This is a genomic window from Eubacterium sp. An11, from assembly GCF_002161065.1.
Classification (GTDB): domain Bacteria; phylum Bacillota; class Clostridia; order Lachnospirales; family Lachnospiraceae; genus Anaerobutyricum; species Anaerobutyricum faecale.
The window spans coordinates 1-12,292 of record NZ_NFLV01000048.1 but is presented as its reverse complement, the minus strand read 5'-3'; the positions used below and the strand labels follow the sequence as shown (position 1 = coordinate 12,292).

General features: G+C 48.3%; 18 protein-coding genes. 6 read left to right on the top strand and 12 right to left on the bottom strand.

Translation table 11 applies throughout. The annotated features are described in order from the left end of the window. Window positions 1–29 precede the first annotated feature (29 nt). The 6 genes from B5E53_RS17870 (at window position 30) to B5E53_RS17845 (ending at window position 3,219) form a co-directional block, all read left to right on the top strand. Window positions 30–536 (top strand): SOS response-associated peptidase, encoded by a 507-nt coding sequence (locus B5E53_RS17870; RefSeq protein WP_343215682.1) that lies wholly within the window; start codon window positions 30–32, stop codon window positions 534–536. A gap of 161 nt (window positions 537–697) precedes the next feature. After that, entirely contained in the window at window positions 698–1,063 is a 366-nt protein-coding gene (locus tag B5E53_RS17865) for a hypothetical protein (RefSeq protein ID WP_140398065.1), read from the top strand. 170 nt (window positions 1,064–1,233) lie between these two features. Further along, window positions 1,234–1,611, top strand: coding sequence for an SdpI family protein (locus tag B5E53_RS17860; protein WP_087317439.1), 378 nt, complete (start codon window positions 1,234–1,236; stop codon window positions 1,609–1,611). A gap of 60 nt (window positions 1,612–1,671) precedes the next feature. After that, window positions 1,672–2,016, top strand: a complete 345-nt coding sequence (locus tag B5E53_RS17855) for a DUF6572 domain-containing protein (RefSeq protein WP_055194951.1) — start codon at window positions 1,672–1,674, stop codon at window positions 2,014–2,016. A 63-nt stretch (window positions 2,017–2,079) separates the two neighbouring features. After that, entirely contained in the window at window positions 2,080–2,826 is a 747-nt protein-coding gene (locus B5E53_RS17850) for an alpha/beta hydrolase (RefSeq protein WP_087317437.1), read from the top strand. A 48-nt stretch (window positions 2,827–2,874) separates the two neighbouring features. Next, a complete protein-coding gene (locus B5E53_RS17845; RefSeq protein WP_087162321.1) occupies window positions 2,875–3,219 on the top strand; it encodes a hypothetical protein in 345 nt (114 codons plus the stop codon). 129 nt (window positions 3,220–3,348) lie between these two features. On the opposite strand, the gene B5E53_RS17840 is transcribed toward B5E53_RS17845, so the two are convergent. From B5E53_RS17840 to B5E53_RS17785, 12 genes are all read right to left on the bottom strand, one after another. Next, window positions 3,349–3,609 (bottom strand): hypothetical protein, encoded by a 261-nt coding sequence (locus tag B5E53_RS17840; RefSeq protein ID WP_087317435.1) that lies wholly within the window; start codon window positions 3,607–3,609, stop codon window positions 3,349–3,351. A gap of 23 nt (window positions 3,610–3,632) precedes the next feature. Beyond that, window positions 3,633–4,211 (bottom strand): hypothetical protein, encoded by a 579-nt coding sequence (locus B5E53_RS17835; protein WP_087317433.1) that lies wholly within the window; start codon window positions 4,209–4,211, stop codon window positions 3,633–3,635. Between the two features lie 14 nt (window positions 4,212–4,225). After that, complete coding sequence (locus B5E53_RS17830; protein ID WP_087317431.1) at window positions 4,226–4,765, bottom strand: hypothetical protein; 540 nt, start codon at window positions 4,763–4,765, stop codon at window positions 4,226–4,228. 2 nt (window positions 4,766–4,767) lie between these two features. Next, window positions 4,768–5,331 carry a hypothetical protein gene (locus tag B5E53_RS17825; RefSeq protein ID WP_087317429.1) on the bottom strand — a complete coding sequence of 188 codons (564 nt, stop codon included), beginning with the start codon at window positions 5,329–5,331 and terminating at the stop codon, window positions 4,768–4,770. After that, window positions 5,328–5,576, bottom strand: a complete 249-nt coding sequence (locus B5E53_RS17820) for a hypothetical protein (protein ID WP_087317427.1) — start codon at window positions 5,574–5,576, stop codon at window positions 5,328–5,330. Before B5E53_RS17820 ends, B5E53_RS17825 begins: the two co-directional genes overlap by 4 nt. A gap of 7 nt (window positions 5,577–5,583) precedes the next feature. Then, window positions 5,584–6,120 (bottom strand): sigma-70 family RNA polymerase sigma factor, encoded by a 537-nt coding sequence (locus B5E53_RS17815; protein ID WP_158095412.1) that lies wholly within the window; start codon window positions 6,118–6,120, stop codon window positions 5,584–5,586. Window positions 6,121–6,135: 15 nt separating this feature from the next. Continuing rightward, window positions 6,136–6,663: an AbrB/MazE/SpoVT family DNA-binding domain-containing protein gene (locus tag B5E53_RS17810; RefSeq protein ID WP_162611968.1), complete on the bottom strand. Its 528-nt coding sequence runs from the start codon at window positions 6,661–6,663 to the stop codon at window positions 6,136–6,138. An 82-nt stretch (window positions 6,664–6,745) separates the two neighbouring features. Next, the gene (locus tag B5E53_RS17805) at window positions 6,746–7,432 is read right to left on the bottom strand and encodes a hypothetical protein (protein ID WP_087317422.1); all 687 of its coding nucleotides are present in this window, start codon (window positions 7,430–7,432) and stop codon (window positions 6,746–6,748) included. Window positions 7,433–7,455: 23 nt separating this feature from the next. Then, on the bottom strand, window positions 7,456–9,573 hold the full coding sequence (locus B5E53_RS17800) for a nitric oxide reductase activation protein NorD (RefSeq protein ID WP_204245552.1): 2,118 nt from the start codon (window positions 9,571–9,573) through the stop codon (window positions 7,456–7,458). A gap of 3 nt (window positions 9,574–9,576) precedes the next feature. Beyond that, the gene (locus tag B5E53_RS17795) at window positions 9,577–9,828 is read right to left on the bottom strand and encodes a helix-turn-helix transcriptional regulator (protein ID WP_087317420.1); all 252 of its coding nucleotides are present in this window, start codon (window positions 9,826–9,828) and stop codon (window positions 9,577–9,579) included. Between the two features lie 19 nt (window positions 9,829–9,847). Beyond that, on the bottom strand, window positions 9,848–11,662 hold the full coding sequence (locus tag B5E53_RS17790) for an AAA family ATPase (RefSeq protein ID WP_087317418.1): 1,815 nt from the start codon (window positions 11,660–11,662) through the stop codon (window positions 9,848–9,850). A 15-nt stretch (window positions 11,663–11,677) separates the two neighbouring features. Next, a partial coding sequence (locus B5E53_RS17785; RefSeq protein WP_087317416.1) for a hypothetical protein occupies window positions 11,678–12,292 on the bottom strand: 615 nt, incomplete at its 5' end.

Sequence of the window (12,292 nt, the reverse complement as noted above, 5' to 3'; positions counted from 1 at the left end):
AGAAGCTGGTACGGGATCTGGATAGGAAATTGCAGATAGAGCGCACTGGTGATGTTTTCCCAGCGCAAAATGCTACAATAATAAAAGGGCAGGAGCACCATCTTGCTGCAGAACAGATGAGATGGGGCTTCCCAGGGTTTGAGAAAGGAAAGCTGCTGATCAATGCAAGGGCAGAAAGCGTCCTGGAGCGCAGAACCTTCCAGGACAGTGTGCTGCACAGGCGCTGCATCATTCCGGCTAAAGGTTTTTATGAATGGAATAAAAGCAAGGAGAAATTTTCATATGAGCGGAAGGACGCTCCGGTTCTTTTCATGGCAGGATGCTATAACTGGTATGAGGATCAGGTAAGGTTCGTCATCCTGACAACGGAAGCCAATCCTTCCGTGGCGCCGGTCCATAATCGGATGCCGTTGATCCTGGAGCCGGAGGAGGTGGAGGACTGGGTACTGGATGACAGGGCAACCGAGTATTTGTTGCATAAGACGCCGGGACTGTTAAAGGCTCATGCTGAGTATGAACAGATGCGGTTGTTTTAATGAGGCTTGTCTGGTATGAATACTTGTAGAAGTGGCTATGTTTTTACAAAAATATTCTAGTCGGAAGATGATTTGCCAGAACAGATAAGTGTAATATACTCTAAGCAGCGTCTGTACAGAGAAGCCGGCTGCTTAGAGTATATTATTGTAAGGAGGAATGAATGATGTACACACAGGAACAAAACAGAGAAATTGAGAAGGTTATGAATGCTTTTGCTGATTACATTCGGGATACCCCGCGTTTTGATCTGTTATGGTCAGATAAGGTGGGATATGTATTCCTTGACGGGATTTCTGAGGAGCAGGATGACTTTTGCATGGCGCCGATTATTCTCCGGGATGGTGAAACGCTTTGTGAGGAAATAATCTATCACATCGCTTGTGATGTAGTGGAGGAAAAGGGAAAATCCCATGACCTGCGTTTGTGCGGTCCGGAAGAACGGGAAGAGATCCAAAAGCGGCTGTTACCATATCTGCGACAGCTTCCGGAATATGAACATCTGGTGGAAGAACTGTTTGAAGATTAATAGTCTGCCAGACACAAGAGGAGCCGTCCGTGAGGGCGGAACGGATGTTACTGATCTTAGAATATGGGCAGATGCGGTTATTTTAATGAGGTTGACGTGGTGTTAATGGAAAGAATTTGGTATAATTGAGATAGCAATAAACGCTGAATTTAGTTAATGGAGAAATGTTTATGGGATTTTGGATTTATATGCTGATTATGGATTTAATTCTTCCGTTTACAATGATTGGTTTTGGAAAATATTTTATTAAAAAAGCGCCAAAGGAAATCAATGGGGTATTTGGATATCGAACTTCTATGTCCATGAAAAATAAAGATACGTGGGAGTTTGCCCATAGATATTGTGGTAAGATATGGTATATTTGTGGATTGATTACATTACCCATAACAGTAGTATGTATGCTTTTGCTAATCGGAAAAGATAAAGACGCTGTAGGAATAGGTGGAGCAATTATGATGGGAATACAGCTTGTTCCTTTAATCGCTTCTATTTTTCCGACAGAGATAGCGTTGAGGAAAAACTTTGATAAAAATGGGAAAAGACGATAACTCCTAAGTTGTAGAGTAGAAAATTTGGATTTGTGGAAAACAAAACGGGAGAATTATTATATGACGATAGAAGAAATGTTTGGAGATTTATACTCCATTGATATTATGGCAGAAAAGAAAACAGGAGAAATTGTACTGTTCTTGATTTGCTATGGTTTTATTGATGGAGAAGAAAAAACTCAAAGAGCATTGTTGACTAAAATTGAAGCATATTTGAAGTATACTAAGAGTGCAGAATTTCAAAATGAATATTTGAAATGTCCAATTATTTTACGAGTTACTTTTAAAGAAAAACCAGACCAACTTATATTAGACTTATTAAAAAATAGTCAGTCATGGATTATGGAATATGATGTAACATTGGAAGTAGAAATCAACAACAAGACAATAAAACTTCTGCCGTAAAGGCACTAACAAATCCTAAGTTGTAGAGCAGAAAATTGGAATTTTACAGCGAGATGAAAAAGGTTGAACTATGCTGAATATGGGAAAGGAAATAGTAATGTAATTATCCTCCTACATGGAGGTGGTTTGTCATGGTGGAATTACAAAGAAATTGCTGAAATGCTACAAACGAATTATCATATAATTATACCTATATTAGACGGTCATGCAGGAAGTGATAAACGATTTACAACGATAGAAAATAACGCTTTAGAGATTATAGAATTTATAAATGATAAACTGGATGGTTCCGTTTTATTGATTGGAGGACTATCACTTGGAGGACAGATTTTACTTGAAATTTTATCTCATCGCAAGGATATATGTAAGTATGCAATAGTGGAAAGCGCACTTGTAATACCTTCAAAATTCACATATTTTATGATTAAGCCTGCGTTTGGGAGTTGTTATGGTTTGATAAAGTATAAATGGTTTTCAAAATTACAATTCAAATCATTACGAATAAAGCAGCATTTGTTTGATAATTATTACAAAGATACTTGTGCAATAACAAAGGGCGATATGATTGCTTTTTTACAGGAAAACTCATTATATTCCTTAAAAGATGGGATTGAAGAGAGCGAAGCAATAGTTCATATTTTTGTCGGAGAAAAAGAAAATCGCTCAATGAAAAAATCAGCAGAACTAATTCATAAAAAACTACAGAATAGTTCTATACAAGTTCTTCCTAATATGTACCATGGAGATTTTTCAATAAACCATGCAGATGATTATGTAAGAAGACTATTAGAAATAATAGAACAAAGATAAATCCTAAGTTGTAGAGCAGATAATTGGAATTTCTCGGAGAAGTAATATATGGATAAGAAACGGTTGAAACGAGCAGTGGGAGTTGCAATCCCGCTTGCTGTCCTTATAATCGGTATAAGCTATAACAGCTATATTAAGATGCACACTTTCACCCTTTCAGGTGACGAGAGAGTGAAAAGCGAACAGATACAACCTGTTACCGGAAGTGTAAAAGTTACTGGTACTGCTGATACCGATGTTGTATTTACGGATATTGAAAGCGGAGAAACTTATGCAATAGGTTACATTACTTCTGGGACAGGTGGCACAATTAAACTTGAACGAGGAAAATGGTACAGGGTTGAAGGTGTTGGAGAACTTACAGTGAGACCAGTTAATGTTCGTATAGAATAACAACTCCTAATCCGTTTTTGACCGCCATATTTATTACATAAATTTAATCAAACGTAAAAAGAGCCGTCCATAAGACGGCTCGATGTCATTTAGTCCAGTTAGGCTTATCAGTTGGAACTGATAGAAATCTCAAACAGAGGGAGTCGGCTGTTCTTCGGGAACCTTCAGCTCCAGTTCCGCAATCTGCCATTCCATCCAGTCTCCATGTACAACAGCAGTAGCAGACCAGCCTTCCAGAAAGCTGTATTCCCGGTCAGAATCTTCTTGCTCTACCCCGTCCAGGGCGTTTTCATAGGCGGCTTTCATTGCTGCGTACACTTCCTCATAGTCGGTACTGACGATTGGATCTGTCAGACCGTCCGTATACCCGTGTAAAACATAAATCTTCATTGGTATGTATCCTTTCTGAGAGATTATTGGTAGGGATTGATGAACGAGTGGATATATACCTCCTGTTCGTCCAATGTCTTGGTCAGTGTTTCCAGTGTGTCGGCCTTGTAGCCGAGATCCCGGAAATGCTGAAGGAGTACATTTTCAGAAGAAAAGGTATCTCCATATTCTAATTTTTCCCAGAGAACCAAACCGCTGGGCGTAACAACAGATGTATCGCCGGTCACGCAGTATCGGTCAGAAAATGCAATCCCGTCATCATCGGTATTAAAAAAGATCCCGCAGCCTGGTTCTATACTTTCCATGACAAATTGGATCCCGTAGGCTGCCGTAAGTGCTGTATAGGCGTCATGAAGCGGTCTCCATGCGGTATCCAAGGAAAGCTGGACCGCATGATCCGTCCGTTCCATGGCGACAACAGTTCCTCTCAGGTTGATCCCCTCCGTAGAAAGTCCCGCATGGAGAAACAACCGTTCTATCTGTCCCAGATCATCTTTATAACCAGGAGTAATGGAGGCCTGCAGATCTTTCCAGAGAGCCTCAATTCCCTCTGTATTGTCATCTGAAAAAAAGTACACATCGTCACAGCAGATATTTGCCATCAGTCATCCTCCTTTCAGGCGGCCTCCTTTTCACGTCCGGGCCAGGTAATATGGCACTCACATTCGGTCAGCTCAGGATCGTGCTCTAAAGCTCCATAAACTGCCTCCCGCTCTTCGGCGGAATCATATTCCTTGTCCAGTTTAATGACTTCTGCCTGAATAAAGGGAGTGTTTGTATACGAGGCGGTAACAATGCCGTCCTCCATGATCAGCACCACACGGGGCGCCGGTTCTGGATGCGGGCGCAGTTCGCCGTTTAAAATCTGTTTCTCGATTGCATCGATCACGTTCTCCATCGTAACATGATAGGAAACATTGCTGTCCTCCAGTTTCTCATACAGTTCATAGGCTGTACACAAGATATCTGTCTCATGTTCCAGTGTCTGATAAGGAAGGTTACAAAGTCCGATCCTGTCTTGTCGCCGGTCTTCGCATTGCCCGATAAAATCCTGGAAAAAGCAGTGCTTTTTGTAGATTTCATGCGCTTCCCGTATTTGCGGAAAAGTTAGTGCAAAAGCGAGTTCTTCGGGTGTTTCATTTCTTTCTAATATCATAACTATTGTTCTCCTTTCTGAAGGAGGGCTGCGCCTGGCAGCACAGCATCCTCCTGTTTCCTGTAAATCAGTAATGTTCCCCGTAAATCCAGGGGATGATCCTTCCATTCCCCATCCTGATAGATCTGTCTGGTCAGGGTATTATAGATGACCGGCGTTTTTTCGATATCCGCAAGGTCAGCCACCAGACAGGTTTCCCGGTCAATATAGGGCCAGAGTGCCGCTTCGATCTCTTCCCGCAGCTTCAGTGCCATCCGGTGGATCTTCGACACGTCATAGTCTCTGGTCAGGCTTTTTCCAATCTCCTTTGGAATCCGGGAGCGGTCAATGGCAGCCTGTACCACAGCTGTCTGTTCATCCAGAGAAAAATTCGGATTGATCAGAAGGTGGTGGCAGGCGACCAGAAGGACAAATTCCTGGACGCTTTCCCGGATCTGCGCCTTCATCTCTTTATAAGGAATACGGTATACGCTCTTTAAAGTTTCCAGAGGAACCCGTTCCCGGTTGAGCTTCAGGGTGGAGAGCAGCTTTTGCAGGCTGCTCCCCCGTTCATAAATATCAGTCAAGCGCACATCACCTCAATCTCTGCCGGACGGCGAGCATAGGTCAAATAGTAAACGGTGTTTTCAGTTTCAAATACGACGCCGTCCTGCGATACCTCCAGGATCTGCTGGACCAGGGAAGTAGACAGGGACCGGGAGCCTGTTAGGATCCAGGCCCGCTCATGCAGACGCAGGGGCAGGCTGAGAGTGGCGGTCAGATGGATCTGTTTCTTTTTTACTGGCATAGCCGTGATTTTTTCATTCGTCATAAAAGAGTCACACCTCCATTCCATCCAGACTCCGTACTTTTCTGCGGAGGCGGTAGAACCGGCTGTGTACCCCGTGGGATGTAATATTACAGATCTCGGCAATTTCGTGGTAGGTGTAGCCGTCCGCCTGCAGATGGACCACCTGGCGCTCCTTCGGCGTCAGATAAGCCAGAAGCGCCAGCAGGCGGTTCCGGTCATCCATTGCCTCTGCCAGACGTTCCTGCCGGACAGGAAGGAAAACGTCCAGTTCAGCGGTATCTTCCTGATACTCCTCCAGATAAGCCCGGCGCATGGGCCGGTTCTGTTTTTTCCATTCCGTTGCCAGTGCATCCCGCATGGCGATGCGGGCGATGGTGGAGAAGCGGTACTGCTGGAGTTCCGGTTTCTCCAGATAATCCTGTACGGCTTTCAGATAGCCAAAGACAGCGGTATCGTAGTAATCCTCGATATTCAGGTGGCGTCCGTTCAGATACTGATAGATAAAATCATGGTGCTTCTCTGCGAAAATTCTCTGTTCTTCTGTTAATGGGTGCAATGCTTTCATAATCATTCGTCCTTTCTATTCATTCGTTTTGTATTTCCGGGTAATCATGTTTGCTATCAGGCGTGTGCAGTTACACTCGGCGCCCGATAAGCACCGTCCTGGCTCCGGGAACAGCAATAGCGCTGCTTTTTTAGAAGCCAGAGCTAAAGTGACCGGAAACAGTGCGGCAACCTTCCGGGAGCAGTCGGGAACTGGCGGGCAGAGGCCCGATTGAGAAAACATTTCTTCGCTCTCTTCGATAAAAGAACGCAGTTCCTCTGTGATCTGTGCGCCTTCTGGCAGATAGCAGCCTTTGGATGCCAGGATGCAGTCAGTGCTGCTGATGGCAAGCCCGCAGCGGATGTTCTTATAGAGAGGCTCCAGGAAATCCCGGAGTTCTTTGGAACCGGTATTCCGGGGCGTACACTTCCGGATGCGGATCGTTGTCCCGTCCGTGGCAATCTCCAGGGTGCTGCCGCTGCGGATGCCTGTTTCTTTGCGGATATCCGCAGGGATGATGATGCGCCCCTGGGTATCCATGTTTCGTATCACGGCAATACTCATAAAAACCGTCCTTTCTCTTACGTCGGAACAGAAAAAGAAGCGGGGCTTCCGCTTCCTTTCCTGCATGGCTGTATCGTGTTTTCTATGCTGCGTATGGGTAAGGCTGCCGCTGCATCTGCTGGCGCTGGGCCTGCTGATTTGCGAGCATCTCTTTCCCGTTTGAGATCAGCGGCGGGGCAATGCAGCGCTCCCACTCGCTCACATACACATCCACCCGCTTTAAGAGCAGGTAGAGATCCATGTCCGTGAGCTGGATAAAGGCAGATTTGTCCATCTGAAAGCTGCCGGACTGCATATAGGAGCCGCCGTTTCGATTCTGTACTTTGATCCCCCTTCCGTTTATGATCTGGATCCGCCACGGGTTCTTCATTTCCCTGCCGTCGGATGCCCGAGCGTGCCTGGAAATGGAAAACTGCTGTGCGGTGGAGTACCCATACTGATCGGGTTCCCCAAAGATCTTGCTGATACTCCATTCAAATTCCTGAAACCCTGCGGTAAGGCGGGTGAGGAAAAACTGCACCTGCTCCGGGCTTAAATGGAACCGGGTGATGATATTGCGTTCCCCGGTACCGTTGGAATAATCCTGGATAGATACGCCGATGAGAGAGTGAACCTTATGGTTGTTCTCTGAGAACTCTCCCTTGGCGTGTATCTGTGCATAGCTGCCAGGCAAAGCGGCCCGCAGCCGGTCATGAAAAGAAATCAGTTTCTTGTCATTCTGGACCTTACAGATCTGGTCCGATGCCAGATTCTGATAAGACTGGCTCATAAGTTATCCCTTCTTTCTATGATTTATTTGAGGTACTGTTTAACGAGGAGCGTCAGGTTTTTCGGCAGGTCGTCCAGACGGGTAATATCCAGGAATCCTTCCTGATAGATGCGCTGGATGGCATCCTTGTCGTCCCCGATAGCTGCCGCAAACAGGATGATATTCTGTCTGGCGTATTCCTTTTTGATCCCCCGGAGGTCTGCTTCCGCCTCTGTGCCGTAATAGCCGTCATCGGCGGGCTGGCCGTCGGAGATCAGGATCAGAAGTTTCCGTTTCTCCGGTCGTTTCGCCAGATGCTCTGCAACAAAGCGGAGCGCTGCGCCGTCCCTGTTGCCGTTGCGGTCTATCATATCCATCAGCCGGTAGCGGTCATTCTCGTCCACAGAGTTAAACTCCGCATAGGAATAGAGGGCTACGCCCCGGTAATCCGTGGAATGGCCATAGATGGTCACCGGGATCCCCAGGCTGACACAGAAGTCATAAAGGACAATGGCTGTCTTTCTGGCGTGAGTGATACGGTCACCCCAGCCCATAGATCCGCTTTCGTCAATCAGGAGCCCTACTGCCAGCCGCTGTTCATCGGCTGGGAGCCTGTTCCTTATGAAGAAAGAACCGTCCTGGTGATGGAAGGAGCGCATATCGAGCCGCCGTCCATACAGAAGGTTCTTCTGCTTTCCGCCTTCCGCCTCCTCTTTTAAGAGAGGAAGGATGGAACTCTGCAGGCGCTTGGAAGCCCTGAGAAGAGGAGGTGCAACTTCCTCATACTGCCGGATCAGCCGGTCTGGGATGTCCTGTACCCGATGAATGGTCACATGGATACCGGCATGGGCATTTCCGTAATGGATATCATTTGCTGCTTTCTGTAATTCTTCGGTCAGCTGCTGTTCATAGGCTGCCTGCGCTTTTTCTGTTGCGGCTTCATTTAAGACACGGGCAATATCTGATGCCGCATCCTCATAGCCGGTGCCGGCATACTGGGATGCGTAGGTTACGCCCGGATCATTGCCGTCTAAAATAGCGCTGGTCTTGGCAAGGGCAATCCGCCCGCCTTCCTCCTCCATCACTTTTTCCGCTTCCTTCAGGCTTTCCTGACGGCCCTTGGAAGAAAAGAAATCTGCGTCTTGCGGATCGGTGCCTGCGCCTCCTTTGGCGGAAGGGATATTTTTTACCTCTCCACCACCTTTTCCCAGAGGAATGGGCGTGCCGCCTGCAATCTGCTGATCCAGAAGATCCTGAAGCTCCTCTGTTGCTTCCGTTTCATCCTGGTGTTCCAGCTTCTCCCGCATTTCTTCTACCAGCGGTTTGATAAAGTCCCAGAACAGGACAAGCAGGCAGTTTGTCGCAGTCAGCCGTCCTTTGATCGTTGGCGCCTCAAGGGCCGTGTCGATATACTCCATACTGTCGGTCAGCACATCCAGGTATTCGCTGTCGCTGTGGAAGCGGTTACTGATGGTGCCGGAGCGGCAATAGGCCAGAAGCAGGTTGGTTGCAATCGTAAACGGCTGGTAGTCCCGGCTGAGCTGTTCGTGAAGATCCGGGATCTGCTCCATCATCCGCAGGTTATTGAGCTGGATGCCTTTTCGGAAGCTGCCGGGAAAGGCAGCACACATCTTCGCTTCAATATAGATGTCTTCCAGGATGTTCTGAAGAGAAGCCGCACAGGTCTGCAAGGTCAGAGATACGGCCTTGTCCTTTTCCTGCAGGGCATCCAGAATCTCCGTTTGGTTTTTCTGATAAGCCGGCAGTTCCACGGAAGGATCTTCCGGGTAAAAAGAGCCGTTCCCCAGGTTCGTCAGGTAGAGGTTCCGGGTGGTGAAATCTGTAAATAAAAGATGCGCCGTCTCATGTCCGGTCATCCCTACCAGGCTCAGCGCCCGCAGGAAGCGGGACGGAAAGCTCTGGGTAACACGGTTTGCTGCGTTCAGGTAGATCTTGTAAGAGTCTGTATAAGCCAGTGCCGCACCATGGGATTCGTCCCAGGAAATCAGTGCCTGCAGTCCGTAGCAGTAACGCCCGGTAGCAGCACGTGCCAGGGAGGTCAGATACTGATGGAAGGCAGAGGATGTAAAAAATTCCTGGTCGGGAATGGAAGTTTCCTCTTCCCGGATCATCTGTTTTAATTTTTTCTGATTGCTGTTCAAGATTCATTTCCTTTCTGTGAGATTTTTAGTCAGCAGGTCTTCCACCGTACAGCCGTAATAATGAGCCAGTTTCAGGACGGCATAGGCCAGGGGTGTTGTCCTGCAGTTTTCGTAATTCATAATGGTTTTTGGCGGCAGGCATAAGAAGCGTGCCACCGCTTTTTGGGAAAGCCCGCCCTTAGATTTGCGTAAGTAGGACAGGTTTTTTGCAAGAAGTGCATACATTTCTGATTCTGTAAGAGGTGTTTTATCCATTGGACCACCTTCTTTCTTTTCAAGACGGCAGGACAGGATCCAGACAGCTTTCCTCGACTTCCGTGCGGCTGACTGCATCTGCTGTAGCGGAAGGCAGGATCGTGTAATGGGCGGACTCCCGGATATCGCCGCAGACCATATAGGACTGCACCCAGGAAATCAGCTCCCGGACACCGCAGCATCCATCCGTGATCAGGTTTTCCCGACAATATTCCGAGATGGAGTGGACGATCCGTGCCATGGTCTGAACGGTCTTTTTCTCTTTACAGCCGGTAACGCCAAGCACCCGCTCCACCAGTGTCTCCTCATCCGGCTCCATCAGGTCGATGAGCACACTCATACGGGAGATTACGGACTGGTTTAAGGGCTTGCAGCCTGCATAGTCATTGTTTGTTGTTACGACGATCACCATATCCGGATGCCGCTGTACCGTTTCACCGTTGGGGAGAAATACACTGTTGCACCGGTCCATCAGGGAGTTTAATCCCACCAGCACACCGGGATTTGCAATGACCGTCGGCTCCTGGATCTCTATCAAGTATCCGTTCCGTATTGCTTCCACCAGCGGCGTATCTACATAGCGGAAATGCTGCTGGCTGGTTTTGGAGGCATAGTATTCGTGCATCTCATCAAAAATGGTATCGATGAGCTGCTTGTAGACCTCATCCTCGCTGATATTCTCATCATAGGTCCCGGTCAGCTTCTCATAGGCGCCTGCCGGATCCAGCATGATATCCTGGAAAGACGGATACTGCCGCTCCAGGGCGGTGCGTTTCCCGTCCACATCCGGAAGGATCTGCCCCAGCAGGTCGAAGACCTCTGTATTGGCGGAGCAGGTCAGGCACCGGTAGGGAAGATGGAGGCCGGCCGCAATCGCTTTGGCGCCTTCTGTTTTTCCCGTGCCGGCAGGGCCACGCAGAAGAAAGTTCCGCATGGGCTGTACCGTGTCCGTTGTGATCTTAGCGTGTTCACAGATCCGTTTGACTTCCTTCGGGATGATATACCAGTCCGGCAGTACCGGGACGGTCAGTTCCTCCTCCGGAGTCAGTACACGGGCAGGTGACAGGATATACTGTCCCACAAAATCCGCTTTCGCTATGACTTCCGCTTTTTTCTTAAAGGTGTTGCCGGGTTTCAGTACCTGGAAAGTCCCGTGGATGATTTCCGTAGGCGCATAGGTTCCCGTTTGAAGAGCCAGCGGCTTCAAAAGCGGGATGACACCATTGGCAGCAATATCCGTGCGGATCCCTCCCGTTGCGAGCGTATCACTGTATCGGATCCGGCGGTAAGCGTTGTCACAAAGGACAGCCGCTGTTTTTACCGTTTCGTCCATGTCCGGGTAACCGGCTGCACGGTCTTCCTTTAACTGCTGGTATTTCTCATTGAACTCCTCGTCAGAAAGGAGGGTAGGCATCAGGGCGAAGAGTAGCGCTGCCCCGGTGTTCTGGGAATCCTTGAATACATATTTTCCCGGTGAGTTTTCCGTATCCGGCGGCGTTGTGTACTTCCCGGCGGTAAACTTCCCGTTTGCCGGGTTATAGACCACCACATGAAGTTCCCCGGTACGGCTGGGATATTCTGCCACCGTATAGGTATTGGTCTGGCTCCCGATTGCGCCCAGTTCCTCTGCTGACTTCCCGCCTGCGGGCTCCTCCAGTTCCATATAGGTCAGGACGGCCTGCAGGGTAGCCGCATGGAGCGTGCTTCTCTTTTGCGGCTGGGTACAGTATTTGGATGCGATATTCTTAAACACGGCGTCATCCGTATAGTCTTTGAAAGGTTCCGGGAGCGTGCGCTGGAAGGTCCAGCTCTCCATTAATTTTCCACTTGCCATCGTTGCTTTTCCTCCTTATGCCCAGGTGATCTCTACTGCGTTTTCCGTCTCTGCCGCTTCCAGTTCATCATCGGCAAATACCTGCAGGAGTGCAGGCCAGTAGGCTTTCGGCGGGAAATGCTCCAGCTTGCCCTTTACTTCCGGCTCCTTCCCGTTGAGGATATAAACGTCCCCCTGTTCTCCGATGAACAGCTTCTGGTGTCCTTTTGCCTGCAGGTTCCCGATCATTTCCACAAGGAATGGTTTCCCGATCAGGGAGTACCAGGACGCAGGATCAACCTTTGGTGTATCCGGGGATGCGGCTTTGTCGCCTTTCCGCTTTAGCGCAGAAACAGTCAGCATCTGAAGATGCAGGCTGCCGTATTCATCCATAGACACCTCTGCAAAGTTATGGTTACCGGTGTTCCTGGTAGATAAGCGGATCGCATCGCCATCCAGCAGGTGGGAAAGACGCAGGGGTTCTGCAAATTCCCAGGTGGCTTCCGGAAAAGCAGACTGAAGTGTGTCTGTAATCTGGTAGCTGATCTGCCGGATCAGGATGGTTTCCAGATCTGAGTTCCCGTTTCCTGTATCCGTTGCCCTTCCAGTCGGAATCCGCAATTTCCGGAGTCCGGAAGCAAGCGGAGGGAT

Bases quoted from the DNA above. Each gene is read 5' to 3' on its own strand.
- B5E53_RS17865 (WP_140398065.1), top strand. From the start codon at position 698: ATGATGTACACACAGGAACAAAACAGAGAAATTGAGAAGGTTATGAAT.
- B5E53_RS17860 (WP_087317439.1), top strand. From the start codon at position 1,234: ATGGGATTTTGGATTTATATGCTGATTATGGATTTAATTCTTCCGTTT.
- B5E53_RS17855 (WP_055194951.1), top strand. From the start codon at position 1,672: ATGACGATAGAAGAAATGTTTGGAGATTTATACTCCATTGATATTATG.
- B5E53_RS17845 (WP_087162321.1), top strand. From the start codon at position 2,875: ATGGATAAGAAACGGTTGAAACGAGCAGTGGGAGTTGCAATCCCGCTT.
- B5E53_RS17840 (WP_087317435.1), bottom strand. From the start codon at position 3,609: ATGAAGATTTATGTTTTACACGGGTATACGGACGGTCTGACAGATCCA.
- B5E53_RS17835 (WP_087317433.1), bottom strand. From the start codon at position 4,211: ATGGCAAATATCTGCTGTGACGATGTGTACTTTTTTTCAGATGACAAT.
- B5E53_RS17830 (WP_087317431.1), bottom strand. From the start codon at position 4,765: ATGATATTAGAAAGAAATGAAACACCCGAAGAACTCGCTTTTGCACTA.
- B5E53_RS17820 (WP_087317427.1), bottom strand. From the start codon at position 5,576: ATGACGAATGAAAAAATCACGGCTATGCCAGTAAAAAAGAAACAGATC.
- B5E53_RS17815 (WP_158095412.1), bottom strand. From the start codon at position 6,120: ATGAAAGCATTGCACCCATTAACAGAAGAACAGAGAATTTTCGCAGAG.
- B5E53_RS17810 (WP_162611968.1), bottom strand. From the start codon at position 6,663: ATGAGTATTGCCGTGATACGAAACATGGATACCCAGGGGCGCATCATC.
- B5E53_RS17805 (WP_087317422.1), bottom strand. From the start codon at position 7,432: ATGAGCCAGTCTTATCAGAATCTGGCATCGGACCAGATCTGTAAGGTC.
- B5E53_RS17795 (WP_087317420.1), bottom strand. From the start codon at position 9,828: ATGGATAAAACACCTCTTACAGAATCAGAAATGTATGCACTTCTTGCA.
- B5E53_RS17790 (WP_087317418.1), bottom strand. From the start codon at position 11,662: ATGGCAAGTGGAAAATTAATGGAGAGCTGGACCTTCCAGCGCACGCTC.